This is a genomic window from Pseudomonas putida (assembly GCF_028682395.1).
Taxonomy (GTDB): domain Bacteria; phylum Pseudomonadota; class Gammaproteobacteria; order Pseudomonadales; family Pseudomonadaceae; genus Aquipseudomonas; species Aquipseudomonas putida_AB.
Genome location: NZ_JANHLC010000001.1, coordinates 545924 through 570726 on the forward strand (window position 1 = coordinate 545924; position 24803 = coordinate 570726).

The window sequence follows — 24803 nt, forward strand, 5'->3', positions numbered from 1 at the left end:
TCAGCGCCCCGGCTCGTCGTTCCAAAGATATTTGTGCAACTGCATCTGCAGGCGTACCGGCAGATTATCGGCCACGATCCAGTCAGCCAGGTCTCGCGCCTGCAGGTCGTGATGGCTCGGTGAAAACAGCACCTCGCCCGCCCGACGCTCCAGACCGTACTCAATCAGCTTGGAAACCGACCAATCGTAGTCTTCGCGCGAGCAGATCACGAACTTGACCTGGTCGTTGGCGGTCAGCAACGGAATATTTTCATAGCGATTGCGGTGCGCTTCCTTGGACCCCGGGGTCTTCAGGTCGAGCACCCGGCTGACGCGCAGGTCAACCGGCGAGATGTCCAGAGAGCCACTGGTCTCCAGGGACACCTCGTAACCGGCATCACAGAGCTGCTTGAGCAGAGGAATGGCATTGGGCTGGGCCAGCGGCTCGCCGCCGGTCACGCAGACATAGCGCGGGCGATAGGCCGCGACCTGCTCCAGAATACTCTCCAGAGACATGATCGAGCCGCCACTGAAGGCGTAGGCGCTGTCGCAATACTGGCAGCGCAGCGGGCAACCCGTCAGACGAACAAATACTGTGGGCAAGCCAGCAGTACGCGTTTCACCCTGCAACGAGTAAAAAACTTCGGTAATTCTCAATGTGTCTTGCATATCCGCCACGGGCGTAACAGCTAAACAGGCTGTCCGCCTCCGTCAGGCACCACAATGAACCCGCTATCGCGCAGTCCAAAGCAGCGTGTTGCATAAAAAGGGCAGTAATTCTAACGAAAAAACCCGCGACAAGCGCGGGTTTCTTCCAATCAGCCAACGGCACATCACATGCGCTGCAGGTCACGCTGGGCAAGCTGAGCAGCCGAAGTACCCGGATACTGGGCAATCACCTGCTGCAAAATACCCTTCACCTTGTCGGTATGACCCAAGCGACGCTCGACATCGGCCAGCTTGTACAACGAATCCGGCACCTTGGCATGCTTTGGATAAAGCTGGCTCACCTTGGCGAAGGCCTGGCCAGCACCTTGCAGGTCGCCTTTGGCCAGGTTTACTTCACCCAGCCAGTACTGGGCATTGCCCGCGTACTGACTATTGGGGTACTTACGCAGAAACGCCGCGAAAGCCAGGGCAGCCTTGTCAAAATCCTTGGCTTTGATCAGGTCGAAGGCAGCATCGTAATAGAGCTTTTCCTTCGCCGGATCACCCGGTTCGCTACTGGCAGCCGCCTGAGGTGCAGGGGCTGCGCTATTGCCGGCAGTATCACCACCAGCAGAAGATGAATTGTCAGGGGCTGCAGCTGCGGGAGCAGTGCCGGCCGCCAGGCGCCGATCAAGATCCTGATAACGCTCCAGGTTTTCTTGCTTCATGCGCTGAACATCATTTTGCAGAACTTCGATCACACCTTGTTGGCGTGCGATCTGTTCCTGCATTTGCTGCAGTTGCATAAACAGCTCGCCCTGTGCCGAAGTCGGGGCCGTAGCCCCTCCCCCGGCATAGGCGCCGTTCGTACCGTAACCCGCTGGAGGATAACTGCCCCCGCCATTGTTATAGCCAGAGTTGTCATCGACCACAGGAACCGCAGCCCACACCGCAAGCGGGGCGAGGCTGAGAGCCAGAACAGTTACAGCACGACGGCACGTTCGCATGACGAATTACTTACGCAGTTCGACGCGACGGTTTTGAGCCCAGGATTGCTCGTCGTTGCCGGTAGCAACTGGACGCTCTTCACCGTAGGAAACCAATTCCAGCTGTGCAGGGGAAACGCCCTGCAGAACCAGGTAGCGTTGAACGGCTTTAGCACGACGCTCGCCCAGTGCCATGTTGTACTCGCGAGTACCACGTTCGTCGGTGTTGCCTTCCAGAACGACGCGGTTGCCAGCGGCTTTCAGGTCTTTGGCGTGAACGTCCAGAGCGCGCATGGCTTCTGGCTTCAGGTCCGAGCTGTCGTATTCGAAGTAGAAGGTGGTGATTGCGCGCAGAGCAGCTTCTTCGCTCAGGGAGCCGTCAACAGCACCAGTGTTAGCGCCGTAACCAGCGTTTGGATCAACAGCGCCTTCACCGGCGTTGTCGCCGCCTTTGGACGAGCAACCTACAGCTACAGCCATGGCCAGGGCCAGCGCAGCGAATTTACCAAACTTCAGCATTTCCATCGTGAAACTCCTAATGAACCCCAGTGTGTTAAGTAAAACGTGTAGCGCCGCGTCAGTTCAGGAAAGGGGACCAGGACGGTTCTCTGACTTCGCCTTGAGCGGTAGGAAGCGGGAGCCTTACGCGTCCATTTATGGACACGAGCATCAAGACTCCCCGGCCCTGCTGGCGGGTGGCGTAGATTACCATGGTGCCGTTGGGCGCAACAGTAGGCGACTCGTCAAGAGTGCTATCTGTAAGAATTTTTACGCTGCCACGCTGCAAATCCTGAGCCGCGACCTTGAAGTTGGTGAAACCGTCCTGACGATGGATCATCACCAGGGTTTTTTCATCCGCCGAAAGCTTCGGATTCGCATTGTAGTTACCCACGAACGTCACACGCTCGGCACCACCACCGCCTACCGATGATTTGTAGATCTGCGGTTTGCCGCCACGGTCGGACGTGAAATAAAGCGTCGAGCCGTCCTTGCCGAAGAACGGCTCGGTATTGATGCCCGGGCCGCTGGTAACGCGCGAGATCTGCCGAGTCGCCAGCGTCATGATGTAGATGTCCGGGTTGCCGTCCTTGGACAGCACGAACGCCAGGCGCGAACCATCCGGAGACCAGGCGGGTGCACCGTTGAGGCCTTCGAAGTTGGTGATCTGCTCACGACGACCGGTGTCGATGTGCTGCACGAAAATGCGCGGACGCTTCTGCTCGAACGACACATAGGCAATACGCTTGCCATCCGGCGCGAAGCGTGGCGACAGGATCGGCTCGCGCGATTGCAGCAGGGTCACGGCGCGAGCACCGTCATAGTCCGAGCGCTGCAAGGTGTAACGCGTGCTATTGGTCGAGAAACGCTCAGCCGTCACATACAGGATGCGTGTCGAAAACGCGCCTTTAATACCGGTGAGTTTTTCGAACGACTGATCGGCGATGTAGTGCGCCATATCGCGCAACTGATCGACACTGCCCGACACGCTGCCGGTCAGCACCTGCTGCTCGGTCGCGACGTTGAACAGCGCGTACTGCACCTGCAGGCGACCGCCCGCCGGAACAATATTGCCGACCATGATGTACTGAGCGCCCAGGGCCTTCCAATCACGGTAGATGATTTCGCTGGCCTGAGTCGGCAGGCTGATCATGTTCTGGCGTGGAATCGGCCCGTAATAACCCGAGTTGCGCAGGTCATTGCCAATGATCTCGGCCATGTCGTCCGGCAGCACGCTGCCACCCTGCCAGCCAAAAGGCACCACCGCGATCGGCGTTGCCCGGTCGCTACCACTGGTAACCAGGATGTTCTTTTCATCCGCAGCCGCTATCCCTGCCATACAGCAAATAACGACAAGCATTCCTCGAAGAAGGTTTCTCACAAGGCTAGATCCTCAGGTGTGAATGTAACTTTGAACGAACGATAGGGAGCGAATTCCTTCGCACTCAACCCCTGCATTTCCGTCAAACGCCCAATATTCTTGACTGCCGCTACCGCCGAAGCATCGAACGGGCCATCACCGCTTGAGTGAGACACGCTCACCGTGGTTATCGTGCCGTCCGGCAGCATGCCGACCTGCAACTCAACTTTCATGCCTTTGCGAGCCGACGGCGGACGATTCCAGCCTTCGGCAGTGCGCAAGCGAATCAGGTCATCGAAATTCCCTGAAACCTGCTCACCCACCTCGTCCGCCATCGCCGCTTCGCGCTCGGGCTTGTCGGACAGCAAGTCCGCCAGGGCCTGGGCCTTTTTGTCCTCGGTCGCTTTACGCGCCGCGTCCTGAGCCTTTTTCTTGGCGGCATCGGCAGCGGCCTTTTTCTTCGCTTCTTCGGCTGCAGTCTTTTTCTTGGCGTCTTCGGCCGCTTTCTTCTTCGCGTCCTCGACGATCTTTTTCTTCGCTTCTTCAGCGGCCTTTTTCTTGGCCTCTTCTTCAGCAGCCTTCTTGGCCTCTTCCTCAGACTTTTTCTTGGCGATATCGGCTAGCTTTTTCTCTTCGGCCTTTTTCGCTTCGGCTGCCTTCTTGGCATCATCGGCTTTCTTGGCTTCATCAGCCTTTTTGGCCTCATCCGCTTTTTTGGCTTCGTCGGCCTTCTTGGATTCCTCGGCTTTTTGAGCCGCGTCTTCTTTCTTTTGTTCCGCAGCCTTTATGGCTTCCTGCTCGACCTTCTTCTGCTCCAGCTGCTCTTCTTCAGTCTGGCGCGCGGCAGTCTTCTTCGCCTCTCCAGCAATTTTCTTGTTGGTCTGGGTCGTCGCCGGGCTCTTGGACTTCAACTGGTACAAGGTCGCCTGCACAAACGGCTTGGCAGGCGGCAGCTCAGGCGTCATGGCAAAGCTGACGAACAGCAGGCCAAATACCAGGACATGCAGAGCAATGGCCCAGACACTGGGCCAGAAGTAGCTTTCCGAGGCGGACGGCTCTCGCTGTTGCTGCATCAGGGCGCCTCGGTAATCAGGCCAACGTTACCGACCCCGGCTTGCTGCAGGCCCCCCATGGCACCCATGACCGATCCGTAGTCGACACTCTTGTCGCCCCGGATAAAGACCTGGGTGTGTTTGCCGCCTTCGTTGCCGGCACGGATGATCTTGGTCACCGCATCCGTCATCTGAGGCAGGGTCATGGCCCTGTCTTGCTGCTTGTCGGTATCGACTTCGCTGCCAAGGTTCCAGTAATAGGTCTTGTCGGCCTTGATCGAAATGGTCAGGACCTGGGTGTTGTTGTCCTGCGGCAGGGCTTCACTGGAAACCTTGGGCAGATCGACCTTCACACCCTGATTGAGCATGGGCGCGGTAACCATGAAGATAACCAGCAGTACCAACATCACGTCGATGTAGGGCACCACGTTCATCTCGGCGACCGGCTTGCGTTTGTGGCGAACTCGGGCCATGGGAATTACCTGCTCACTCTTCGCTGGTGTGCACTTTACGGTGCAGGATCGCCTGGAACTCGTCGGCGAAGGTGTAGTAACGGCTGATCAGCGTTTCACCGCGTGCGGCAAAACGGTTGTAGGCGATCACCGCCGGGATGGCCGCGAACAGACCGATCGCCGTGGCGATCAGCGCTTCGGCAATACCCGGGGCCACAGTGGCCAGGGTCGCTTGCTGGGCAGTCGCCAGACCGCGGAAGGAGTTCATGATCCCCCAGACGGTACCGAACAGGCCGATATACGGGCTGACGGAGCCGACAGTCGCAAGAAATGGCAAGCTCTGTTCAAGCTTCTCTTCTTCGCGGGAAATCGCAACGCGCATGGCGCGAGCAACACCTTCCATTACCGCTTCAGGCTCAACGCCCGGCTGCTGACGCAGGCGGGAGAATTCCTTGAAGCCGGCACGAAAGATCTGCTCGACACCGGAGTCCGGATCAGGATTGCTACCCGCCTGGCGATAGAGTTTCGACAGGTCGATACCCGACCAGAAACGCTCCTCGAAGCTCTCCAGGGCACGGCGGCCAGCGCGCAGCAGGTTGCTGCGCTGAAAAATCATGACCCATGAGGTCACCGATGCGGCCACCAGGATCAGCATTACCAACTGCACAACGACACTGGCATTGCTGACCAAGCTCCACATGGAGGAATGGTCGACGACGTTAGCTTCCACGCTTTATCTCCTGCTCTGAGTGTGTACCCGCGCCGCTCGCGGCGGCAAAGGCCGCACGCAAAGCTTCGGGAATGGCCCGGGGTTTCAAACTATCGGCGCGCACACAGGCCACCAGAAACTGCCCTTCACAGAGCAGCACGTTATCCGTTGCCCGCCTGACCTGCTGCTTGAAGCGCAGGCTGGCACGGTTCAATTCGATCACTTCGGCACTTACCAGCAGCTCGTCGTCCAGCCGCGCCGGCACGTGATAACGGGCCTCGCTGGAATGCACGACAAACAACAGGTTCTCCCCCACCAGCTCGGACTGGGCAAACCCCAGATCCCGCAACCGCTCGGTTCGAGCCCGTTCCATAAACTTTAAGTAATTGACGTAATACACGATGCCGCCAGCATCGGTGTCCTCGTAATAAACGCGACAACGATGTGCGAACGACTGGAGCCCGTTTTGCGCGCGCATACTCTAGTGCTTACTCCTCAGGTTGCCAATCCGGCCAGACAACTGTTTTTCATTGTTCGACGACTTTATTCAGCAGGAACGATCACGCCAGCCTATAGGACAGCACAAAGACAAAAAAATTGACGCCCCCCAGAGATCATGACTCGTCCAACGCGTCCAGAAATTCGTCTACTACAGGCATTTCCCCCAACCGCGAAGGAATATTCAACCCGAAATGTAAATAAGCATGTCGCGTCACTACCCGCCCGCGCGGTGTACGCATGATATAGCCCTGCTGGATCAGGTACGGCTCCAGCACATCTTCAATGGTGTGGCGCTCTTCGCTGATCGCCGCTGCCAGGCTGTCGACCCCCACCGGGCCGCCGTCGAACTTCTCGATCATGGTCAGCAGTAGCCGTCGGTCCTGATGGTCGAAACCATGTTCGTCCACATCCAGCAGGTTCAATGCCAGGTCTGCCACCGCCTTGGTGATCTGCCCCTTCGCCCGAACCTCGGCAAAGTCACGCACGCGGCGCAGCAGCCGATTGGCGATCCGTGGCGTACCACGGGCCCGGCGAGCCACCTCGTAGGCACCTGCCGCCTCGATGGGCAGCCCGAGAATCCCGCCCGAACGGCTGACAATCGTTGCCAGGTCGTCCGTGCTGTAGAACTCCAGGCGCTGCACGATGCCGAAACGGTCGCGCAGCGGATTGGTCAGCATGCCGGCGCGGGTCGTGGCACCGACCAGGGTGAAGGGCGGCAGGTCGAGCTTGATCGAACGCGCCGCCGGCCCTTCGCCGATCATGATATCGAGCTGGAAATCCTCCATCGCGGGGTACAGCACTTCCTCGACAATCGGCGAAAGACGATGGATTTCATCGATAAACAGCACATCGTGCGGCTCAAGATTGGTCAGTAGCGCCGCCAGGTCGCCGGGGCGCTCAAGCACCGGGCCCGAAGTGCTTTTGATCGACACCCCCATTTCCTGGGCAATGATATTGGCCAGGGTTGTCTTGCCCAGCCCGGGCGGACCAAAGATCAGCGTGTGATCCAGGGACTCATTACGCCCGCGAGCGGCCTGGATAAACAGCTCCATCTGCTCCTTCACCTTGGGCTGGCCAATGTACTCGGCCAGGCTCAGGGGCCGGATCGCGCGATCCTGAATCTCTTCGCGGTCGCGCCCACTGGAGGCGGTTATCAGACGGTCAGCTTCAATCACTTAAATCATTCCCTTCAGGGCACGGCGGATCATGTCTTCACTGCTCAGGTTCTTGTCCTTGATGGCCGAAACCGCCTTGCTCGCTTCCTGGGGCTTGTAGCCCAGGGAGATCAGCGCGCTGACCGCATCGGTCTCGGCGCTCGGCTGGGCAGCCGGCGCAGCTCCATCAGGCTGGTTCGGCACCAGGGCGAACATGCTCGGCACCGTTTCCCAGGCCTTGAAACGGTCCTTGAGTTCGACCAACAACCGTTCAGCGGTCTTTTTGCCAACGCCCGGCACCTTGACCAGCGCCGACGTATCCTGGGCCTGGACACAACGTACCAACTCATCGACCTCAAGACTCGACATCAAGGCCAGCGCCAGTTTGGGACCTACGCCATTGAGGCGGATCAGCTCGCGAAAAAAGTCGCGCTCACGCTTGCCGACAAAGCCGTAGAGTAGCTGGGCGTCTTCACGCACGACCAGGTGCGTGTGCAGCGTCAGCGGCTCACCGACCGACGGTAAACGGTAGAGGGTGGTCATGGGCACTTCCAGCTCGTAGCCGAGGCCATTCACATCCAGAATCAGGTGCGGCGGCTGTTTCTCAGCCAAGGTGCCGCGCAAGCGTCCAATCACGTTCAAATCCTTAAATTTCGGTCAGCTCCCCGGCATCAGGCGCCAGAGCGGACCTGGACTATTGAGCAGCGGTACGGGCGTCGATGCTATCAGAGACGCAGACGGCCGCCACGACTGCGTGCCATGCCCAGGCCATGGGGTAGCAAGCTGGAGCGGGTATGAGCATGGCACAGGGCGATGGCCAGGGCATCCGAGGCATCGACCTGGGGCTTGCTGGTGAGCTTGAGCAAATGCATCACCATCAGCATGACCTGGTCCTTGTTCGCCCCGCCAGTTCCGGCGACCGCCTGCTTGACCTGGGTCGCGGTGTACTCGGCAATCTCCAGGTTTTCCTCCGCGCCCGCGACGATGGCAGCGCCACGCGCCTGACCCAACTTCAGGGCCGAATCAGCGTTCTTGGCCATAAAGACCTTCTCGATCCCCATGGTGATCGGCTCGTAGGTCTGGATAACCTCGCGCACGCCCCGGTACACCGCCTGCAAGCGATCGTGCAACTCGCCGCTACCGGTGCGGATACAGCCCGACGCCACATAAATACAGCCCCGACCGGTGTCGCGTACCACGCCATAACCGGTAATCCGCGAACCGGGGTCGATACCTAGAATAAGAGTCATAGCGCCTGCAGCTTGAAAATGAATACCTTGCGCACATACCGCGCACCGGTTTGAAGACAGAAGCCGCAAGCCCCCAACGCGCTCGATCAGCGCAGGGGGCTTGCGGCTTCAGGATAGTACCGCGCAACGACTCGCGTGCAGTCAGCCGAGTTGTTCCAGGACCGCTTCAGGAATTTCGGCGTTGGAATAGACGTTTTGCACATCGTCCAGGTCTTCAAGCATGTCGATCAGCTTCAAGACCTTTTCCGCACCCTCCAGATCCAGCTCCGCGGTGGTCGTGGGCAACATCACGATCTCTGCGTCGTCAGCCTTGAACCCCGCCGCCTCCAAGGCATTGCGCACGGCATAGAAGCCGGCGAACGAGGTGAACACATCGATGGAGCCATCCTCGTTGGTCACCACATCGTCGGCATCGGCCTCCATTGCCGCCTCGATCAGCGCGTCCTCGTCGACGCCCGCGGCGAAGGAAATCTGCCCCTTGCGCTCGAACAGGTAGGCCACCGAACCGTCAGTCCCCAGGTTGCCGCCACACTTGCTGAAAGCATGACGCACGGCTGCCGCAGTACGGTTACGGTTGTCGGTCATGGTTTCGACCATGATCGCCACGCCACCTGGGCCGTAGCCCTCGTAGCCCAGCTCCTCGACATCGTCGCCATCGGCAGCGCCGGCGCCCCGGGCGATTGCCCGGTCGATGATATCGCGGCTCATGTTCGCGCTCAGCGCCTTGTCCTGAGCCAAGCGCAAGCGTGGGTTGGACGCCGGATCGCCGCCGCCCTGGCGAGCAGCGACCGTCAGCTCACGAATCCACTTGGTGAAAATCTTGCCTTTCTTGGCATCCTGACGCTCTTTGCGGTGCTTGATGTTCGCCCACTTGGAATGACCCGCCATAACTCGCTCCAACCCTTCTCTTGAAACATTGCCCGCACCCCTGAAGCAGCGCTGCGAACAAGGAAAAATCTCGACCAAATACAAAGGCGCATCCTGGGATGCGCCTCGGTCACTTACTCAGCCTTGGGCTGTTCGCGCAAACGGATATGCAGTTCGCGCAGTGCCTTGTTGTCCACCAACCCCGGCGCCTGGGTCATGACGCAGGCCGCGCTCTGGGTTTTCGGGAAGGCAATCACTTCACGGATCGACTGGGCACCGGTCATCAACATCACCAGACGATCCAGACCAAAGGCCAGACCACCGTGGGGCGGAGCACCATATTTCAGGGCGTCGAGCAGGAAGCCGAATTTCTCTTCCTGTTCTGCCTCAGTGATGCCCAACAGGCGGAAGACGGCTTGCTGCATGTCCTTGCGGTGGATACGGATCGAACCGCCACCCAGCTCGGTACCGTTGAGCACCATGTCATAGGCACGCGACAGCGCGGTGGCCGGGTTGGCCTCCAGCTCTTGCGGCGAGCACTTAGGCGCGGTGAACGGGTGGTGCAGTGCGGTGAAGCTACCATCGTCGTTCTGCTCGAACATCGGGAAGTCGACGACCCACAGCGGTGCCCACTGGCAGGTCAGCAGCTCGAGATCGTTGCCAACCTTGATCCGCAGCGCGCCCAGGGCTTCGCTGACAATCTTCGCCTTGTCGGCGCCGAAGAACACGATATCGCCGTCGACTGCACCCACGCGATCGAGGATCACGTTCAGCGCCGCTTCCGGGATGTTCTTGACGATAGGCGACTGCAGGCCTTCCACGCCCTTGGCGCGCTCGTTGACCTTGATGTAGGCCAGGCCCTTGGCACCGTAGATGCCAACGAACTTGGTGTAGTCGTCGATGCGACTGCGCGGCATGCTCGCCCCACCCGGTACGCGCAAGGCGGCAACGCGGCTGTTCGGATCATTGGCCGGGCCGCTGAACACTTTGAATTCCACGTCCTTAAGCTGGTCGGCAACGTCCACCAGTTCCAGCGGGTTGCGCAGGTCCGGCTTGTCCGAACCGTAGCGGCGCATGGCCTCTTCCCAGGTCATGTGCGGGAATTCGCCGAACTCCAGATCCAACACTTCCTTGAACAGGTTGCGGATCATGCCTTCGGTCAGGCCCATGATGTCTTTTTCATCGAGGAAGCTGGTCTCGATGTCGATCTGGGTGAATTCCGGCTGGCGGTCAGCGCGCAGGTCTTCATCGCGGAAGCACTTGGCGATCTGGTAGTAGCGATCAAAGCCGGCAACCATCAGCAGTTGCTTGAACAGTTGCGGCGACTGCGGCAGGGCAAAGAAGCTACCGGCGTGGGTACGGCTCGGCACCAGGTAGTCACGCGCACCTTCCGGGGTGGCCCGGGTCAGGATTGGCGTTTCGACATCGAGGAAACCATTCTCGTCCAGGAAACGACGGATGCTGGTGGTCATGCGCGAACGCAGACGCAGCTTTTCCGCCATTTCCGGACGACGCAGGTCGATAAAGCGATAGCGCAGGCGGGTTTCTTCGCCAACGTCGGAGTATTCATTGAGCGGGAACGGCGGGGTTTCCGCTTCGTTCAGGACTTCCAGCTCATAACCCAGGACTTCGATGCCACCGGAAGCCATGTTGGCATTGACCGCGCCAGCAGGACGCAACCGCACCTTGCCGGTGATCTTGACCACATATTCACTGCGCACCCGGTCGGCAGCGGCGAAGGTATCGGCGCGATCCGGGTCGAACACTACCTGCGCCAGGCCTTCACGGTCACGGATATCGAGGAAGATAACCCCACCGTGGTCACGGCGACGGTGAACCCAGCCGCAAAGGGTAATTTCCTGGCCGTCCAGGCTCTCGTTCAGTTGGCCGCAATAATGGCTGCGCATCATGGTCGTGTTTTCACTTCTCGTAATTCGGAATTCGGTAGAGGCCTTGCGCACCCAGGGTGTCGGGGTCGTAGCAAGAGCCTACGCGTGTGTCACTCATTCAGTCGGCTTTGTCGCCACCGGCCAGATTCTTCTTTGTACCGGTCTTGAAGTCAGTCTCGTACCAGCCATTGCCACTGAGGCGAAAGCCCGGCATCGACAACATTTTCTTCAGCTCTGGCGCCTGGCAGGCAGGGCAGTCAACCAACGCGGGAGCGCTGATCTTTTGAATGGCTTCCAATTGATGACCACAGGAAGCGCATTGATAGTCGTACATCGGCATTGGGATTGTCTCGGCAACCAGATAACTACATCGATACAGCGCGAACCCGGCAGGGCTACGCAGCAAAGAGCGCGATTATATCTGGTAAATCGCCCCTGTGCAGCCGGTGCCGTCGAGCGCCTGCACGGGTCGCCACGGCGTGAAGAAGACCAACGGCCTTCTTCACGCCCATGTCTTAATGCTGTTCGAGCATGGAACGCAGCATCCAGGCGGTCTTTTCATGGACCTGCATACGCTGGGTCAACAGATCGGCGGTCGGTTCGTCACTGACCTTGTCCAGTAGCGGGAAGATGCCCCGTGCCGTGCGCACCACGGCTTCCTGGCCCTGGACCAGTTGCCGGATCATGTCCTCGGCCGCCGGCACGCCCTCCTCTTCCTTGATCGAAGACAAACGGGCGTAGGTCGAATAGGTCCCCGGCGCAGGGAATCCGAGAGCACGGATACGCTCGGCGATCAGATCGACCGCCAGGGCCAGCTCGTTGTATTGCTCCTCGAACATCAGGTGCAAGGTGCGGAACATCGGGCCGCTGACATTCCAATGAAAGTTATGGGTCTTGAGGTAAAGCACATACGTATCGGAAAGGAGCCGGGAGAGCCCGTCCACGATCGACTTGCGATCTTCTTCACTGATACCGATATCAATTGCCATGGTCATCTCCTTGCGTCGATTGGACTACACCCCATGCGGGCCAACGTCACTCTAGCAAGAGTGGGGTGCCCCTGCAGCCCAAGCTCCGCGGCAAATTGCCCGAATACGCCAATACACTCGAAAAAAGTCGGCCAATACGGGTTGTAGCGCTCTGCCCCGGGGCTTTGCTCGATTTTTACCGTTAGCACCGCGCCACCCCACGCGCGACGCACGTAAGGCTGATTTGAGTAGGCCCAGGCTTTGCTGTTAAATAGACAACGTGTCGTCGTCATCAAAACCTTGAAGACCGCGCATAGGCTGATCCCGAGCACGTGCCTACCGCCTCCAACTGTTCAGAAGCGAACCGTGCGCAATCAGCTCTTCTCTTGCGATCCATCTTAAATGCGAGTCAATTGAAATGTTGAAAATCGTCCATCTGCTAACGGGCGTAGCCGCCCTGCTGCTGTCCTTTATCCCGAGCCTGCATTCAGAAGCCGTTCCTTACCTGCAACAACCCGACGCGCTGTACCTGGCGTTCTTTGGACTGCTCAACCTGGTCCTCGCGCCTGTCATCCCTTACTGGAACAAAGGCACGCGACATCAACTGCAAAACCTTGTCAGCGCGCTACTGGTGCTGTCAGTCGTCCTGCAAACCCTGGTCCTGCTGGCTCCGCTGCCATTGATCGGCGGCCAACCGGCGATCCTCCTGAGCCTCGGCGCAGCAGTCATCGCGGTTTTGCTACACCTGGCCGTCAGCTTCTACAAGTCATCCCCGGCCATCAACCAAAGCTATGACATGACCAACCGCGATACCGGCACCGTGAAGTGGTTCAACACCTCCAAGGGGTTCGGCTTTATTTCCCGCGACTCCGGTGACGATATTTTCGTCCACTTCCGCGCTATCCGTGGCGAAGGTCATCGCGTTCTGGTCGAAGGCCAGCGCGTTGAGTTCTCGGTGATGAACCGGGACAAGGGATTGCAGGCTGAAGATGTAATTGCCGCCCTGCCTCGCCGCTGATTCGCAGCGCTAAAAAAACCGCGCTGCAGCCTGGCTGCATCGCGGTTTTTTCTTGCCTGCCCCTTGGCGCTCAGTAGTGCGGCGGCGGCGCATCTTCTTCGAACGAGCCGAACTGACCGACCATCTCCTCATGCCGCTTGATCAGCGCCGCCATTTGCAGTTGCAGGCGCTCGACCACTCGCTGCTGCTCGACCAGCACATCATTGAGCGCCTGAATGGTGTCATCCTGAAAGGCCAGGCGAGTCTCCAGCTCGGTCACACGCGCTTCGAGCGTCATGCCTTAGCCTCCGCAAAAACGAAATCATCGCCCAGCTTGCCCCGCAGGCGCTCAATCACAGCCACCCACTGCTCAGCGGTATAAGGCTGGGCCGGATGGCGCCCCCAGACCGGAGCAGGCCAGGCGATATCGTCTGCCTGGCGGACGATGACATGCATATGCAGCTGACTCACCACATTGCCCAACGTCGCGACATTCATCTTGTCGGCGGCAAATACCGACTTGAGCGCCTGGGCCAGAAATGTCGTCTCGCGCCATAACTGATCCTGGTCACGAGCATCGAGTTCGAACAACTCACTGATATCAGCGCGCCGGGGCACCAGGATAAACCAAGGGTAATTGGCGTCATTGGATAACAACAATCGGGAGAGGGGGAAATCTCCGATCTGCAAAGTATCTTGTTGCAAACGCGCATCTAAAACGAACACCGCGATTTCTCCTGCACCACGATTCAGCCTTCGGTTCCCGGACCGCTCAAAAGCGCCGCAATGAACCCCATGGCGCAAGGATACTCGCGAAAGCCAGCGGATTCATCGTGAACCGTTCAATCCGCCTCGCGCCCCAAAATATCCCACCAAAGGAGGATGCGCACCGCGCTAGACCCTCAATAGCCGCGCAGTCAAAAAAATGACCAGACGCACCATTTTCGATCATCGAAGAACCGACCCAAGCGCTCTAGCGCCAGGAATGAGTCATTCCAAACAGCACAAGCTACGGAAAAACCAGACAAAGAAAGCCGCTCCCCATTGCGCCGCCCTGCGCACCAAATTAGTCCATTAGGACTAAAGCAGGTGCACAAACTACCCGCTACCGCTCCACAAACGGTGTTAACCGGTAACGTTTGGGCCTCGATCAGCGTAGAAACAGCAAAGCCCGCCAGAAAAAACGCCACGTCAAGGCCAAACAAAACGCTCTTAAAACCAAGCGTTCATGAGGTTTGGTGCTGACCAGACGGCGACTTTGAAAAAAAAAGTTGCGAGTAGTGAATTTGTGCACGCTTGTTGCATTCCTACACAGCACGTCATAACAGACCTATCTGGATGAAGGTCCGCTAAGGCAAAAAAAATAAAAGCGGGCTGAGGCACCGAAGGGAATATTCAAGGGCTGGACAGAAGAGCGCCTTACTCTATCCAACGCACATGAATAAAGAGTGCCGAAGTTGATCAACCCTATACATCAGGGTTGTGAATTGCGACATGGGCCACGCATTTTGCGACATGCTCGTAAAGAAGCTGAAAGGAAAGATTGGTAAGTATCGCCAACATTGTCAGCGTGATATAAGTTTGCGCCGACACAAAAAGAAAGAGCCGCCCAGATAATAAAACAGGTGGGACGGCAGTACTCTTCCTAAAACCAAAGGAGCAAATCACGATGCGCGTGATGAAGTGGAGCATGATCGCCCTGGCTGTAGCAGCAGGCACCTCGCAGTACGCTATGGCGTCCGCCCAGGACGAATCCAAGGGCTTTCTCGAAGACAGCAAGCTGGACCTGAAAACCCGCGCCATGTACATGAACCGTGACTTCAAGAACGGTGCAGGCAACACGCGCCGCGCCAACGGCACCAATGGCTCGGGCGATAACAACCCGATCAACGGCTACCGTGAAGACAGCGGCATCAGCACCCTCCTCAACTACGAGTCCGGCTTCACCCAAGGCACCGTCGGCTTCGGTATCGATGCCATGGCCATGGGCGCCGCCCGTATCGACGGCGGCTCGGGCCGTGCCGGTAACGGCCTGTTCGCCAACAACAAGGACGGCGAGCCAGCCGACACCCAATCCAAGGCGGGCGCCGCAGTCAAACTGCGTTTGTCCAACACCGTGCTCAAGTACGGTAACCAGGTTGTCGCCAGCCCGGTCTTCTCGACCGATGACGGCCGCCTGCTGCCTGAAGTGGCCACCGGCACCCTGATCACCGTTGACGAAATCCCTGGTCTGAACCTGATTGGCGGCCGTTTCACCGCCATGAGCGGCCAAACCGGCATGGGCCGCGACAGCATCAACGGTCGCTCCCGCGATGGCTCCCTGCGCCAGAATCCGGGCCTGACTTCCGCCAACATCATTGGCGGCACCTACACCGGTGTTGAGAACCTGAGCCTGGGCTTGCACGCTTCCGATGTCCAAGACTACTGGAAGAAGCAGTACATCAACGCCAACTACACCCTGCCAATCACTGACGATCAGGCGCTGAACTTCGACCTGAACGCCTACCGCACCAATGACGACGGCAAGAAGCTGGGTGGCGACGTAGACAACAAGGTCTGGAGCCTGGCAGCTGCCTATAGCATTGGCGCCCACAAATTCACCCTCAGCCACCAGCGCTCGAGCGGCGATACCGGCTACGCCTATGGCGTTGATGGCGGTGGCACCGTGTTCCTGAACAACTCGGTACAGATCTCCGACTTCGTGGGCAAGGACGAGAAGTCCTGGGGCGCTCGCTACGACATCAACATGGCATCCTACGGCGTTCCGGGCCTGAGCTTCATGACCCGTTACATCAGCGGCTATGACGTGGACACTGGCGTGGCCGACGCTCGCAAGGGCAAGGAAAACGAGTGGGATACCGAAGCCAAGTACGTAATCCAGGAAGGCCCGGCCAAGGATCTGTCGATGCGCGTTCGTTACGCTCATTACCGCTCCACCAGCGCCTACAGCGAAAGCAACTACGACGACCTGAACGACCTGCGTCTGATCGTCGAGTACCCGCTGAGCATCTTGTAATACCGCTGTCGATCTAGCGTTCGCGCTAACAAAAAACCGCTTGCCTGGTATCAGGTAAGCGGTTTTTTTATGCCAACTTGCAACGGACGCTTTTAATAGCTAGCTAACAACTTATTCGCAAGCTAAGAGTTAAGTGTCAATGACGAAAGATACGCAACAAGACTGGAATGAAAGACAGTGCCAGTCGGCCAGGGAATAACGTCATTACCATTAATCCTGCAACTGACAAGTTCGATACCTGACCACTCGGCCAGGTATCGAACTTCTATTTAGCTCGCTGCTGCTTCCTGAACCACACGTATCACCCGCTGCGGAAAGGGAATATCAATACCCGCCGCCTTCAGACTGTCACGCGCCTTTTCATTGAACATAAACAGCACATCCCAGTAGTCGGCGGTTTTCACCCACACTCGCAGCGACAGAGTGATCGAGCTGTCACCCAGGGTCGAAACCACCGCAACCGGCGCAGGATCGGCCAAAACGCGCGGGTCTTGGGCCAGGTTCAAGAGAATTTCCCGGGCCTTCTGCAGGTCCGCTTCGTAATCCACCCCCACATCGAACACGACCTTGCGGGTCGGCTGGCGGTTGTAGTTGGTGATGATGCCGTTCGATAGATTGCCGTTAGGCACAATGACCGTCTTGTTATCACCGGTGCGCAGCACGGTGTGGAAAATCTGGATGGTATCGACCGTACCGCTGATACCCTGGGCCTCGATAAAGTCGCCAATACGAAACGGGCGGAACAACAGGATCAACACCCCACCGGCGAAGTTCGCCAGGCTACCCTGCAAGGCCAGGCCAATGGCCAGGCCGGCGGCACCAATGGCGGCAACGAACGAAGTGGTCTCCACACCGATCATCGAGGCCACACTGACGATCAGCATCACCTTGAGGGCGATGTTCGCCAGGCTGCTGATAAAGCCCTGCAGTGCCAGGTCAGCGCTGCGTAGGGCCAACAGACGGCCCAGGCGCACGGTCAGGCGATTGATCAGCCACCAACCGATACCCAGCGTAATGATGGCCAGCAGCACACGGCTACCGTATTCCATGATCATCGGAATCCAGGCCTGGGACGCCTTGATCAGTTGATCCACTTCAGCATTTAAATCCATCTATCTCTCCTGATCACCGGGAGCCCGGCTCACTTACTCATCTCACGCGTAGCTCAATGCCGTGGAACACATCGCATTCAACGCGCCTCGGGCCTGGGACGCCGTATACCGGCAGAGGTTCCCAAGGCGTTCGGTCAGTCCCGGAAATTGTTGAACTGCAGCGGCATCTCGAAATCCCGCGCACGCAAGGCCGCAATGGCTTCCTGCAGGTCATCGCGTTTCTTGCCAGTGATGCGTACCTGCTCGCCCTGAATCGCCGCCTGGACCTTGAGCTTGGCGTCCTTGACATGCGCCACGATCTTTTTCGCCAGCTCCTTGTCGATACCTTCCTTGAGAACCGCGTCCTGCTTCATCAGCTTTCCGGAGGCGTAGGCTTCCTTGACTTCCAGGCTTTTGACATCGATCTTGCGCTTGACCAGGGCCAGCTTGAGGATTTCGATCATCGCTTCAAGCTGGAACTCGGCCTCGGCGGTCAGGCTGACCGTCAGTTCCTTTTCCTTGAACTCGAACGTCCCCTTGCCCTTCAGGTCGTAGCGACGGTCCAGGTCCTTGACGGCGTTTTCGACCGCATTGGTGACTTCGTGCTTGTCCAGTTCGGATACCACGTCGAACGACGGCATGTAATTTCTCCTGTCATAAGGCACGGCTCGATACAGATGGAGCGCGGCCGGGGTTAAAATGCGGGCTCATTATAGCGATTCTTCCCACTCATTCACGGGCAGCTCCCCATGTCGGTTCTCAATCTTCGCACTTGCCGGGTACAACGCTGATGAGCACCACCTGGCACGTCCTCGGCGTCGGCAGCCTGGGCACCCTCTGGGCCTGCCGCCTGGCCCGCGCCGGCTTGCCGGTGACACTGATCCTGCGCGACGCACAACGGCTGAAAAGCTATCAGGCCGCAGGCGGACTAACCCTGGTCGAACAGGGTGAAGCGCAGCTGTACGCCATCCCCGCCCAGACCCTGACCTGCCATGAACCCATTGATCGCCTGCTGCTCGCCTGCAAGGCCTACGACGCCGAAGCGGCCATCGATGCGCTGGCACCGCGCCTGAGCCCACAGGCGGAGTTGATCCTGCTGCAGAATGGCCTCGGCAGCCAGGACAGGGTGGCTAACCGAGTCCCGCAGGCACGGTGCATCTTTGCCTCCAGCACCGAAGGCGCATTCCGCGAAGACGACTGGCGCGTGGTGTTCGCCGGCCACGGCTACAACTGGCTGGGCGATGTTCGCCAGCCCCAGGCTCCGAGCTGGCTGGGCGAACTGGAGCAGGCCGGCATCCGCCACGAATGGAGCGCCGATATCCTGACCCGGCTGTGGCGCAAGCTGGCACTCAACTGCGCAATCAACCCGCTGACCGTGTTGTACCAATGCCGCAATGGCGGTTTGCTGGAGCATCACTGCGAGGTGGCAACACTGTGCCTCGAATTGAGCGAGCTGCTCGAACATTGCGGCCAGCCCGCGGCGGCCGAGCAACTGCAGGCCGAGGTGGAACGGGTGATCCAGGCCACGGCGGCCAACTATTCGTCCATGTTCCAGGATGTCGACAGCGGCCGACGCACCGAAATCAGCTATCTGTTGGGCTATGCCTGTGCTGCGGCTACGCGCCACCAACGGGTCTTGCCCCATCTGGAGCAACTGCTGCAGCGCCTGATCAGCCAACTGCGCCAACGTGGATTGCCCAGCGACTGAACAGCGCGCTACCCTGCCCACTCGTTCCTTTGTGCGACCCCGTCCTATGCCTCTGCGCCAGCGCCTTGAAAACCTGCCGGTCGGCCAGAAACTGCTGGCCGCCCTGTTGGTCCTGCTGACGACCGTCCTGCTGGTCGCCAACCTGACCTTTATCAGCGCCGCCTACTGGATCTCCCAGGAAAGCATGGCGCCCCAGGCCTTGCAGACCATTGGTCGACTGGTGTCCAACCCGGAGATTTCCGCCCACGCGCTCGATTCGCCCGAGGCCGCCGAAGCCCTGCTCGACGAATTGAACAGCTATACCCCACTGCGGGCCGCCGCCCTGTACGACGCCAACGGCAATCGCCTGGCCCAATTGCAGCACGGCGAACACCTGAAACTGCCGGAGCGCTACCGTCATATCGAAAGCTGGCGCCTGACCGAGTTTCGCACCAGCCAACTGGTCAGCCTGCCACGCCCCGGTCATCCGCCAGGGCATTTGCTGTTGGTCGCCAGCAGCGAACTGCCAATGGCCTTCTACACCGGCACCCTGACTGCCAGCCTGGGCATCCTGATTTTCAGTGTGCTGCTCTGGCTGGTCATCGCCCGCCAGATCAAGCGCCTGATCACGCAGCCGATCCACCAGCTCGAAGTCCTTTCGCGCCAGGTCACCCGTGAAGAGAACTACGCCCTGCGCGCCCAGCCGGGCAATAACGATGAGATCGGCAGCCTGGCCGAGGCCTTCAATACCATGCTGTCGCGCATCGAAGCCCGCGAACAGCAGCTCAAACGGGCCAGCGATGACTCCCAGGCGGCGTACGACCAGGCCCAGGCCCTCGCCGAGGAAACCCGGCATACCAACCGCAAGCTGGAGCTGGAAGTCCAGGTTCGCAGCAAGATCGAGAAAAAACTGACGGGCTTTCAGAACTACCTCAACAGCATTATCGACTCGATGCCCTCGGCACTGATCGCCCTCGATGAACAGCTGTATGTGACCCAGTGGAACCAGGAAGCCAGCTTGCTTTCCGGCACGCCGCTAGATGAAGCCCTGAACCAGCCAATTTTCCTGGCTTTCGAGCCACTCAAACCGTTTCTGCCGGAGCTCAAGGACACCGTTGAACGCCACAGTGTGGCGAAGATCGAGCGCGTCACGTGGATCAAGGACGACGAGGCGCGCCACTATGCGCTGACGTTCTACCCGCTGATGGGCGGTGCCGGGCGAGGCGTGGTGATCCGTATCGACGACATTTCCCAACGCCTGTCCCTGGAAGAAATGATGGTGCAGTCGGAAAAAATGCTCTCGGTCGGCGGCCTGGCGGCCGGCATGGCCCATGAGATCAACAACCCCCTGGGCGCCATCCTGCACAATGTGCAGAACATTCGCCGGCGGCTGTCGCCCGAATTACCCAAGAACCTGGAGCTGGCGACCCAAAATAATATCGACCTGGACACCGTCAACCGCTACCTGGAAGGCCGCGAAGTCCCGAAACTGCTCGACGATATCCAGCAAGCCGGCGCCCGGGCAGCAAAGATCGTGACCCATATGCTCAGCTTCAGCCGCCGCAGCAACCGCCAGATGGCGCCTTGCGACCTGCCCGCCCTGATTGACCAGGCGGTAGAGATCGCGGGCAACGATTTCGACCTGGCGATTGGCTTCGACTTCAAGGGCCAGGCCATCGTCCGCCAGTTCGACCCGCAACTGGGGCCAGTCATGGGCACCGCCAACGAGTTGGAGCAGGTGCTGCTCAATCTGTTGAAGAACGCCGCCCAGGCCATTCACCAGCGCGACGATGAACACGAGCCCGGGCGCATTACCCTGCGCACTCGGCTGAATCCGCCCTGGGCGGAAATCCAGGTCGAAGACAACGGTGTCGGCATGCCGGAACATATTCGCAAGCGCACCTTCGAGCCGTTCTTCACCACCAAGGAGATTGGCCAGGGCACAGGGCTGGGACTGTCCGTCTCGTATTTCATCATCACCAACAACCACAAAGGCCAGATGGAGGTGCAATCGACCCTCGGTCAGGGCACCTGCTTCACCTTGCGCCTGCCCTTGAGTGGTAGCCAGATTCCCCTTCCCGAACTACACAACACGGAGTCGTGACCATGGGCTTTCGCCTCTCGAAGATCTACACCCGCACCGGCGATGCCGGCGAAACCGGCCTGGGCGACGGTCGCCGCGTGCCCAAGGACCACCCACGCATCGAGGCCATTGGCGAAGTCGATAGCCTCAACAGCCAGTTGGGCCTGCTGCTGGCGGCGCTGGAAGAACAGAGCGTGATTCATCAGCGCCTGGATGAAATCATCGAGGTGCTCAGTCCCTGCCAACATCGACTGTTCGACCTGGGTGGCGAGCTGGCGATGCCGACCTACCAGGCCCTCGATCAAGCTGAAATTGAACGCCTGGAACGCGTGATCGATGACTGGAACGAAGAATTGGGCCCGCTGGAAAATTTTATCCTGCCGGGCGGCTCGACCCTGGTTGCCCATGCCCATATCTGCCGCAGCCTGGCCCGCAGCGCAGAGCGGCGCTGCCAGCAGTTGAATGCGCTGGAGCCGATGACAGGCGTGGGGCTGGCCTATATCAATCGGCTATCGGATCTGTTGTTTGTGACGGCGCGCCTGATTGCCCGGCGCGAGGGCGTCGAGGAAATCCTTTGGCAGGCAGCGACCAAGCCCGCCTGAAGCGCCCGAGCCAGCTCTTGCCTACAAAATCAACGCTTCACTTTGTAGGAAAGAGCGACGAGCTTATTCCCCAGGCCAGAACGCCCGGATGCCGGCAACCCCTTGTGCGCCGCTGGTCCAGGCCTGCTGGCGCTCTTGCGGCCCCACACCGCCGAGCAGATACACAGGCTTATTGAACGTCTCGATCAATTGCGTCGCCCGCTCCCAACCCAAAGGCTCGACATCCGGATGGGTCTGGGTGGGCTGAACTGGCGACAGCGTGACGAAATCCACATCCATCTGCTGGGCCAGCGACAGCTCTTGCGCGTTGTGGCAGGAAGCCGCCAGCCAGCGATTTTTTGGAAACGGCCGGCCAGCACTGGCCAGTTTGCTCAACTGCTTGGCGGTCAAATGCCAACCCGCTGCCGGGAAATCGCCCAGCCACTCCAGCGGCCCCTTGAGCATCAACTGCGCCTTGCCCGCACACAGTCCGACCGCATCTACCGCCAGGTCGCGGTACTTCGGGTCGTAGCCATTGGGCGCCCGCAATTGGATCAGCTTGATGCCACCGGCAATGGCCTTCTGCATACCCCGCAACAACTGCGGCGTTTCCAGACCGTCAGGCGTAATCAGGTATTCGGCCGGCAAACGCGCAGCGGCCACAATCGGCTGGTTGGCCGCGGGAAACGCGTAGTCGCTCAGCTCCCGAGCGGTTACCCAGGCCAGCGGCTGCCCCTCGGCGCCATGGGGCTCGCCGGTAAAGGCCGAAACCTCCCAGACATCCAGCAGAACCTGCTTATCCGGATAATCATGGCGCACAGCGATCAGCGGACGGGCCGTCGTCACGCCGATGCCCAGCTCTTCGCTCAACTCCCGAGCCAACGCCACCTCAACGCTCTCGCCCGCCTCGACCTTACCCCCCGGAAACTCCCAGAGGCCACCCTGGTGCTGAGTGTCGGCACGCCGGGCGATCAGAATCCGCCCGTCGAGCCCGCGGATAACGGCGGCTGCCACATGCACACGCTTCACTTGCCGATTTCCTCCAAAGCAGCCCGTTGCCAGGCTTGAAATGCTGGCCATTGGTAGATGGCCTCGATATAGGCCAGCGCATCGGCTGGCAACGCTACCCGATAGGTGCGCAAGCGCACCGCGACCGGTGCGAAAAAGGCATCGGCCAGGGTCAGGCGCCCGAACAGATAAGGACCGCTCTCGGTGGCTACCGCCCGACACTCGGCCCACAGCGCGACCATACGCTCGATATCGGCCTGGGCCTCATCCGGCATTGGCACCAACGCCTGGTCGCGGCTCAAATCAAAGGGCAAGTTGCCCCGCAGGCCGAAAAAGCCACTGTGCATCTGCGCACACGCCGAACGTGCAAACGCTCGAACCGCGATATCGGCGGGCCACAGGCAGGCGTCAGGGAAACGGTCATTGAGGTATTCGATAATCGCCAGCGAGTCGGCGACCACACCATGCTCGCTCTTGAGCACGGGGACTTTGCCGGTGCTCGAATGCTCCAGCATTTGCTGGCGGCTATCCGGCTGATTCAGGCGAATCAGTTGTTCGGTGTAGCGCTCGCCGGTCAGCTCCAGTGCCAGGGCGGCACGCAGGGACCAGGAGGAATACAGTTTGTCGCCAATAATCAGATGAAGGCTCATGGCCGGATCCTTTGTTAGTTAAAGGGGGCCATCGCAAGCCTGCTCGCGCCTACAGGGGGTGGGGCTGTATCTGTAGGAGCGAGCTGGCCCGCGAAAGCGTTCAGCAGCCCATCACGTGCGGTATTCGGCGTTGATCTTCACGTATTCGTGGGACAGGTCGGTGGTCCAGATGGTCTCGCTGCACGCACCACGGCCCAGTTCGATACGGATGGTGATCTCTTCCTGCTGCATGACCGCTGCGCCCTGGGCTTCGGTGTAGCTGGCCGCGCGAGCGCCCTGGCTGGCAATACAGACCGGACCGAGGAACACGTCAATCTTGCTGACATCCAGGTCCGGCACACCGGCACGGCCGACTGCCGCCAGGATGCGGCCCCAGTTCGGGTCGGAAGCGAACAGCGCCGTCTTGATCAGCGGCGAATGCGCCACGGTATAGCCCACATCCAGGCATTCCTGGTGATTGGCGCCACCATTGACTTCAACGGTGACGAACTTGGTCGCCCCTTCACCGTCACGAACAATGGCCTGGGCCACTTCCATGCAGACTTCCAGCACCGCCTGCTTCAGTGCCGCAAACAGCGGGCCGCTGGCTTCGGTGATGGTTGGCAGCTTGGCCTGGCCGGTAGCGATCAGCATGCAGCAGTCGTTGGTCGAGGTATCACCGTCGATCGTGATGCGGTTGAACGACTTGTTGGCCCCATCGAGCAGCAGGTCCTGGAGCACTTCACGCGAAACGCTGGCATCGGTGGCGATATAGCCGAGCATCGTGGCCATATTGGGCCGAATCATGCCCGCGCCCTTGCTGATCCCTGTGACGGTGACGGTGACGCCATCGTGCTGGAACTGGCGGCTGGCCCCCTTGGGCAGGGTATCGGTGGTCATGATCCCGGTGGCCGCGGCCGCCCAGTTATCCACGGACAGATCATCCAGGGCAGCCTGCAGCGCACCTTCGATTTTTTCCACCGGCAATGGCTCGCCGATCACCCCCGTGGAATACGGCAGCACGGCACTGGCATCGACGCCGGTCAGCGCCGCAAGCTTCTCGCAGGTCCGCGCAGCCGCCGCCAGGCCTGGCTCGCCGGTACCGGCGTTGGCATTGCCGGTATTGGTCAGCAGGTAACGCACCGTGCCCTGGACACGCTGCTTGGCCAGGATCACCGGCGCGGCGCAGAACGCATTGAGGGTGAACACGCCGGCCACGGTCGAGCCCTCGACACAGCGCATCACTACCACATCCTTGCGCCCCGGGCGTTTGATGCCGGCCGAAGCAATACCGAGTTCAAAACCGGCAACCGGGTGCAACGTGGGCAAAGGACCAAGACCAACAGCCATGAATGCGCTCCTCAACAAAATATAGGCCCCGCCCGCTGGCGGGTGGCC

At 59.6% G+C, this 24803-nt stretch carries 27 protein-coding genes; 5 read left to right on the forward strand and 22 right to left on the reverse strand.

Translation table 11 applies throughout. The features are described from left to right. From queE to NPS46_RS02665, 15 genes are all read right to left on the reverse strand, one after another. Positions 1-648: a 7-carboxy-7-deazaguanine synthase QueE gene (gene queE, locus NPS46_RS02595; RefSeq protein ID WP_274104824.1), complete on the reverse strand. Its 648-nt coding sequence runs from the start codon at positions 646-648 to the stop codon at positions 1-3. A gap of 164 nt (positions 649-812) precedes the next feature. Beyond that, positions 813-1634, reverse strand: a complete 822-nt coding sequence (gene ybgF, locus NPS46_RS02600) for a tol-pal system protein YbgF (protein WP_274104825.1) — start codon at positions 1632-1634, stop codon at positions 813-815. A gap of 6 nt (positions 1635-1640) precedes the next feature. After that, on the reverse strand, positions 1641-2138 hold the full coding sequence (gene pal, locus NPS46_RS02605; RefSeq protein WP_274104826.1) for a peptidoglycan-associated lipoprotein Pal: 498 nt from the start codon (positions 2136-2138) through the stop codon (positions 1641-1643). A gap of 52 nt (positions 2139-2190) precedes the next feature. Next, a complete protein-coding gene (tolB, locus tag NPS46_RS02610) occupies positions 2191-3471 on the reverse strand; it encodes a Tol-Pal system beta propeller repeat protein TolB (protein ID WP_274105379.1) in 1281 nt (426 codons plus the stop codon). Positions 3472-3488: 17 nt separating this feature from the next. Then, entirely contained in the window at positions 3489-4544 is a 1056-nt protein-coding gene (tolA, locus tag NPS46_RS02615) for a cell envelope integrity protein TolA (protein ID WP_274104827.1), read from the reverse strand. After that, positions 4544-4996: a protein TolR gene (tolR, locus tag NPS46_RS02620; protein ID WP_274104828.1), complete on the reverse strand. Its 453-nt coding sequence runs from the start codon at positions 4994-4996 to the stop codon at positions 4544-4546. Before tolR ends, tolA begins: the two co-directional genes overlap by 1 nt. A 13-nt stretch (positions 4997-5009) precedes the next feature. Continuing rightward, positions 5010-5705, reverse strand: coding sequence for a protein TolQ (gene tolQ / locus NPS46_RS02625; RefSeq protein ID WP_274104829.1), 696 nt, complete (start codon positions 5703-5705; stop codon positions 5010-5012). After that, a complete protein-coding gene (ybgC, locus tag NPS46_RS02630; RefSeq protein WP_274104830.1) occupies positions 5695-6162 on the reverse strand; it encodes a tol-pal system-associated acyl-CoA thioesterase in 468 nt (155 codons plus the stop codon). The genes tolQ and ybgC overlap by 11 nt, the downstream gene beginning before the upstream one ends. Positions 6163-6298: 136 nt before the next feature. Beyond that, positions 6299-7360: a Holliday junction branch migration DNA helicase RuvB gene (gene ruvB, locus NPS46_RS02635; protein WP_274104831.1), complete on the reverse strand. Its 1062-nt coding sequence runs from the start codon at positions 7358-7360 to the stop codon at positions 6299-6301. After that, positions 7361-7975 (reverse strand): Holliday junction branch migration protein RuvA, encoded by a 615-nt coding sequence (ruvA, locus tag NPS46_RS02640; RefSeq protein WP_274104832.1) that lies wholly within the window; start codon positions 7973-7975, stop codon positions 7361-7363. 89 nt (positions 7976-8064) lie between these two features. Beyond that, the gene (ruvC, locus tag NPS46_RS02645) at positions 8065-8589 is read right to left on the reverse strand and encodes a crossover junction endodeoxyribonuclease RuvC (protein WP_274104833.1); all 525 of its coding nucleotides are present in this window, start codon (positions 8587-8589) and stop codon (positions 8065-8067) included. A gap of 141 nt (positions 8590-8730) precedes the next feature. After that, the gene (locus tag NPS46_RS02650) at positions 8731-9477 is read right to left on the reverse strand and encodes a YebC/PmpR family DNA-binding transcriptional regulator (RefSeq protein ID WP_274104834.1); all 747 of its coding nucleotides are present in this window, start codon (positions 9475-9477) and stop codon (positions 8731-8733) included. A 113-nt stretch (positions 9478-9590) separates the two neighbouring features. Next, positions 9591-11366 carry an aspartate--tRNA ligase gene (gene aspS, locus NPS46_RS02655; RefSeq protein WP_274104835.1) on the reverse strand — a complete coding sequence of 592 codons (1776 nt, stop codon included), beginning with the start codon at positions 11364-11366 and terminating at the stop codon, positions 9591-9593. A gap of 97 nt (positions 11367-11463) precedes the next feature. Continuing rightward, positions 11464-11685, reverse strand: coding sequence for an FmdB family zinc ribbon protein (locus tag NPS46_RS02660; protein WP_274104836.1), 222 nt, complete (start codon positions 11683-11685; stop codon positions 11464-11466). 175 nt (positions 11686-11860) lie between these two features. Then, positions 11861-12334 carry a Dps family protein gene (locus NPS46_RS02665; protein ID WP_274104837.1) on the reverse strand — a complete coding sequence of 158 codons (474 nt, stop codon included), beginning with the start codon at positions 12332-12334 and terminating at the stop codon, positions 11861-11863. Positions 12335-12731: 397 nt separating this feature from the next. On the opposite strand from NPS46_RS02665, the gene NPS46_RS02670 reads away from it, so the two are divergent. After that, on the forward strand, positions 12732-13331 hold the full coding sequence (locus tag NPS46_RS02670; protein WP_274104838.1) for a cold-shock protein: 600 nt from the start codon (positions 12732-12734) through the stop codon (positions 13329-13331). A gap of 70 nt (positions 13332-13401) precedes the next feature. Here NPS46_RS02670 and NPS46_RS02675 read toward each other — a convergent pair whose 3' ends face one another. Next, positions 13402-13608: a SlyX family protein gene (locus NPS46_RS02675; RefSeq protein WP_274104839.1), complete on the reverse strand. Its 207-nt coding sequence runs from the start codon at positions 13606-13608 to the stop codon at positions 13402-13404. Next, positions 13605-14036, reverse strand: a complete 432-nt coding sequence (locus tag NPS46_RS02680) for an HIT domain-containing protein (protein WP_274104840.1) — start codon at positions 14034-14036, stop codon at positions 13605-13607. Before NPS46_RS02680 ends, NPS46_RS02675 begins: the two co-directional genes overlap by 4 nt. 943 nt (positions 14037-14979) lie before the next feature. Between NPS46_RS02680 and NPS46_RS02685 the strand changes: the two genes are divergently transcribed. Next, on the forward strand, positions 14980-16326 hold the full coding sequence (locus NPS46_RS02685) for an OprD family porin (RefSeq protein ID WP_274104841.1): 1347 nt from the start codon (positions 14980-14982) through the stop codon (positions 16324-16326). A gap of 269 nt (positions 16327-16595) precedes the next feature. Here NPS46_RS02685 and NPS46_RS02690 read toward each other — a convergent pair whose 3' ends face one another. Together NPS46_RS02690 and NPS46_RS02695 are read right to left on the reverse strand one after the other, a co-directional pair. Further along, positions 16596-17438 (reverse strand): mechanosensitive ion channel family protein, encoded by an 843-nt coding sequence (locus tag NPS46_RS02690; RefSeq protein ID WP_274104842.1) that lies wholly within the window; start codon positions 17436-17438, stop codon positions 16596-16598. 134 nt (positions 17439-17572) lie between these two features. Then, positions 17573-18058, reverse strand: a complete 486-nt coding sequence (locus NPS46_RS02695) for a YajQ family cyclic di-GMP-binding protein (RefSeq protein ID WP_274104843.1) — start codon at positions 18056-18058, stop codon at positions 17573-17575. A 149-nt stretch (positions 18059-18207) separates the two neighbouring features. Here NPS46_RS02695 and NPS46_RS02700 point away from each other — a divergent pair, with 149 nt between their 5' ends. Genes NPS46_RS02700 through NPS46_RS02710 form a run of 3 tightly spaced genes read left to right on the forward strand, consistent with a single transcriptional unit; the run spans position 18208 to position 21789 of the window. Next, a complete protein-coding gene (locus NPS46_RS02700) occupies positions 18208-19125 on the forward strand; it encodes a putative 2-dehydropantoate 2-reductase (protein WP_274104844.1) in 918 nt (305 codons plus the stop codon). 46 nt (positions 19126-19171) lie between these two features. Further along, positions 19172-21208 carry a sensor histidine kinase gene (locus tag NPS46_RS02705; protein ID WP_274104845.1) on the forward strand — a complete coding sequence of 679 codons (2037 nt, stop codon included), beginning with the start codon at positions 19172-19174 and terminating at the stop codon, positions 21206-21208. Positions 21209-21210: 2 nt separating this feature from the next. After that, complete coding sequence (locus NPS46_RS02710; RefSeq protein WP_274104846.1) at positions 21211-21789, forward strand: cob(I)yrinic acid a,c-diamide adenosyltransferase; 579 nt, start codon at positions 21211-21213, stop codon at positions 21787-21789. 63 nt (positions 21790-21852) lie between these two features. On the opposite strand, the gene NPS46_RS02715 is transcribed toward NPS46_RS02710, so the two are convergent. The 3 genes from NPS46_RS02715 to argJ form a co-directional block, all read right to left on the reverse strand. Next, positions 21853-22797: a Nudix family hydrolase gene (locus tag NPS46_RS02715; protein ID WP_274104847.1), complete on the reverse strand. Its 945-nt coding sequence runs from the start codon at positions 22795-22797 to the stop codon at positions 21853-21855. Then, positions 22794-23426, reverse strand: coding sequence for a glutathione S-transferase family protein (locus NPS46_RS02720; RefSeq protein WP_274104848.1), 633 nt, complete (start codon positions 23424-23426; stop codon positions 22794-22796). The genes NPS46_RS02715 and NPS46_RS02720 overlap by 4 nt, the downstream gene beginning before the upstream one ends. A 111-nt stretch (positions 23427-23537) precedes the next feature. Continuing rightward, the gene (gene argJ / locus NPS46_RS02725; RefSeq protein ID WP_274104849.1) at positions 23538-24755 is read right to left on the reverse strand and encodes a bifunctional glutamate N-acetyltransferase/amino-acid acetyltransferase ArgJ; all 1218 of its coding nucleotides are present in this window, start codon (positions 24753-24755) and stop codon (positions 23538-23540) included. Positions 24756-24803: the final 48 nt, after the last annotated feature.

What these genes read in the sequence shown, in the direction of transcription:
- queE (WP_274104824.1), bottom strand. Translation starts at nt 648, where the DNA reads ATGCAAGACACATTGAGAATTACCGAAGTTTTTTACTCGTTGCAGGGT.
- ybgF (WP_274104825.1), bottom strand. Translation starts at nt 1,634, where the DNA reads ATGCGAACGTGCCGTCGTGCTGTAACTGTTCTGGCTCTCAGCCTCGCC.
- pal (WP_274104826.1), bottom strand. Translation starts at nt 2,138, where the DNA reads ATGGAAATGCTGAAGTTTGGTAAATTCGCTGCGCTGGCCCTGGCCATG.
- tolB (WP_274105379.1), bottom strand. Translation starts at nt 3,471, where the DNA reads ATGCTTGTCGTTATTTGCTGTATGGCAGGGATAGCGGCTGCGGATGAA.
- tolA (WP_274104827.1), bottom strand. Translation starts at nt 4,544, where the DNA reads ATGCAGCAACAGCGAGAGCCGTCCGCCTCGGAAAGCTACTTCTGGCCC.
- tolR (WP_274104828.1), bottom strand. Translation starts at nt 4,996, where the DNA reads ATGGCCCGAGTTCGCCACAAACGCAAGCCGGTCGCCGAGATGAACGTG.
- ybgC (WP_274104830.1), bottom strand. Translation starts at nt 6,162, where the DNA reads ATGCGCGCGCAAAACGGGCTCCAGTCGTTCGCACATCGTTGTCGCGTT.
- ruvC (WP_274104833.1), bottom strand. Translation starts at nt 8,589, where the DNA reads ATGACTCTTATTCTAGGTATCGACCCCGGTTCGCGGATTACCGGTTAT.
- NPS46_RS02650 (WP_274104834.1), bottom strand. Translation starts at nt 9,477, where the DNA reads ATGGCGGGTCATTCCAAGTGGGCGAACATCAAGCACCGCAAAGAGCGT.
- aspS (WP_274104835.1), bottom strand. Translation starts at nt 11,366, where the DNA reads ATGATGCGCAGCCATTATTGCGGCCAACTGAACGAGAGCCTGGACGGC.
- NPS46_RS02660 (WP_274104836.1), bottom strand. Translation starts at nt 11,685, where the DNA reads ATGCCGATGTACGACTATCAATGCGCTTCCTGTGGTCATCAATTGGAA.
- NPS46_RS02665 (WP_274104837.1), bottom strand. Translation starts at nt 12,334, where the DNA reads ATGGCAATTGATATCGGTATCAGTGAAGAAGATCGCAAGTCGATCGTG.
- NPS46_RS02670 (WP_274104838.1), top strand. Translation starts at nt 12,732, where the DNA reads ATGTTGAAAATCGTCCATCTGCTAACGGGCGTAGCCGCCCTGCTGCTG.
- NPS46_RS02675 (WP_274104839.1), bottom strand. Translation starts at nt 13,608, where the DNA reads ATGACGCTCGAAGCGCGTGTGACCGAGCTGGAGACTCGCCTGGCCTTT.
- NPS46_RS02685 (WP_274104841.1), top strand. Translation starts at nt 14,980, where the DNA reads ATGCGCGTGATGAAGTGGAGCATGATCGCCCTGGCTGTAGCAGCAGGC.
- NPS46_RS02690 (WP_274104842.1), bottom strand. Translation starts at nt 17,438, where the DNA reads ATGGATTTAAATGCTGAAGTGGATCAACTGATCAAGGCGTCCCAGGCC.
- NPS46_RS02695 (WP_274104843.1), bottom strand. Translation starts at nt 18,058, where the DNA reads ATGCCGTCGTTCGACGTGGTATCCGAACTGGACAAGCACGAAGTCACC.
- NPS46_RS02700 (WP_274104844.1), top strand. Translation starts at nt 18,208, where the DNA reads ATGAGCACCACCTGGCACGTCCTCGGCGTCGGCAGCCTGGGCACCCTC.
- NPS46_RS02705 (WP_274104845.1), top strand. Translation starts at nt 19,172, where the DNA reads ATGCCTCTGCGCCAGCGCCTTGAAAACCTGCCGGTCGGCCAGAAACTG.
- NPS46_RS02710 (WP_274104846.1), top strand. Translation starts at nt 21,211, where the DNA reads ATGGGCTTTCGCCTCTCGAAGATCTACACCCGCACCGGCGATGCCGGC.
- NPS46_RS02720 (WP_274104848.1), bottom strand. Translation starts at nt 23,426, where the DNA reads ATGAGCCTTCATCTGATTATTGGCGACAAACTGTATTCCTCCTGGTCC.
- argJ (WP_274104849.1), bottom strand. Translation starts at nt 24,755, where the DNA reads ATGGCTGTTGGTCTTGGTCCTTTGCCCACGTTGCACCCGGTTGCCGGT.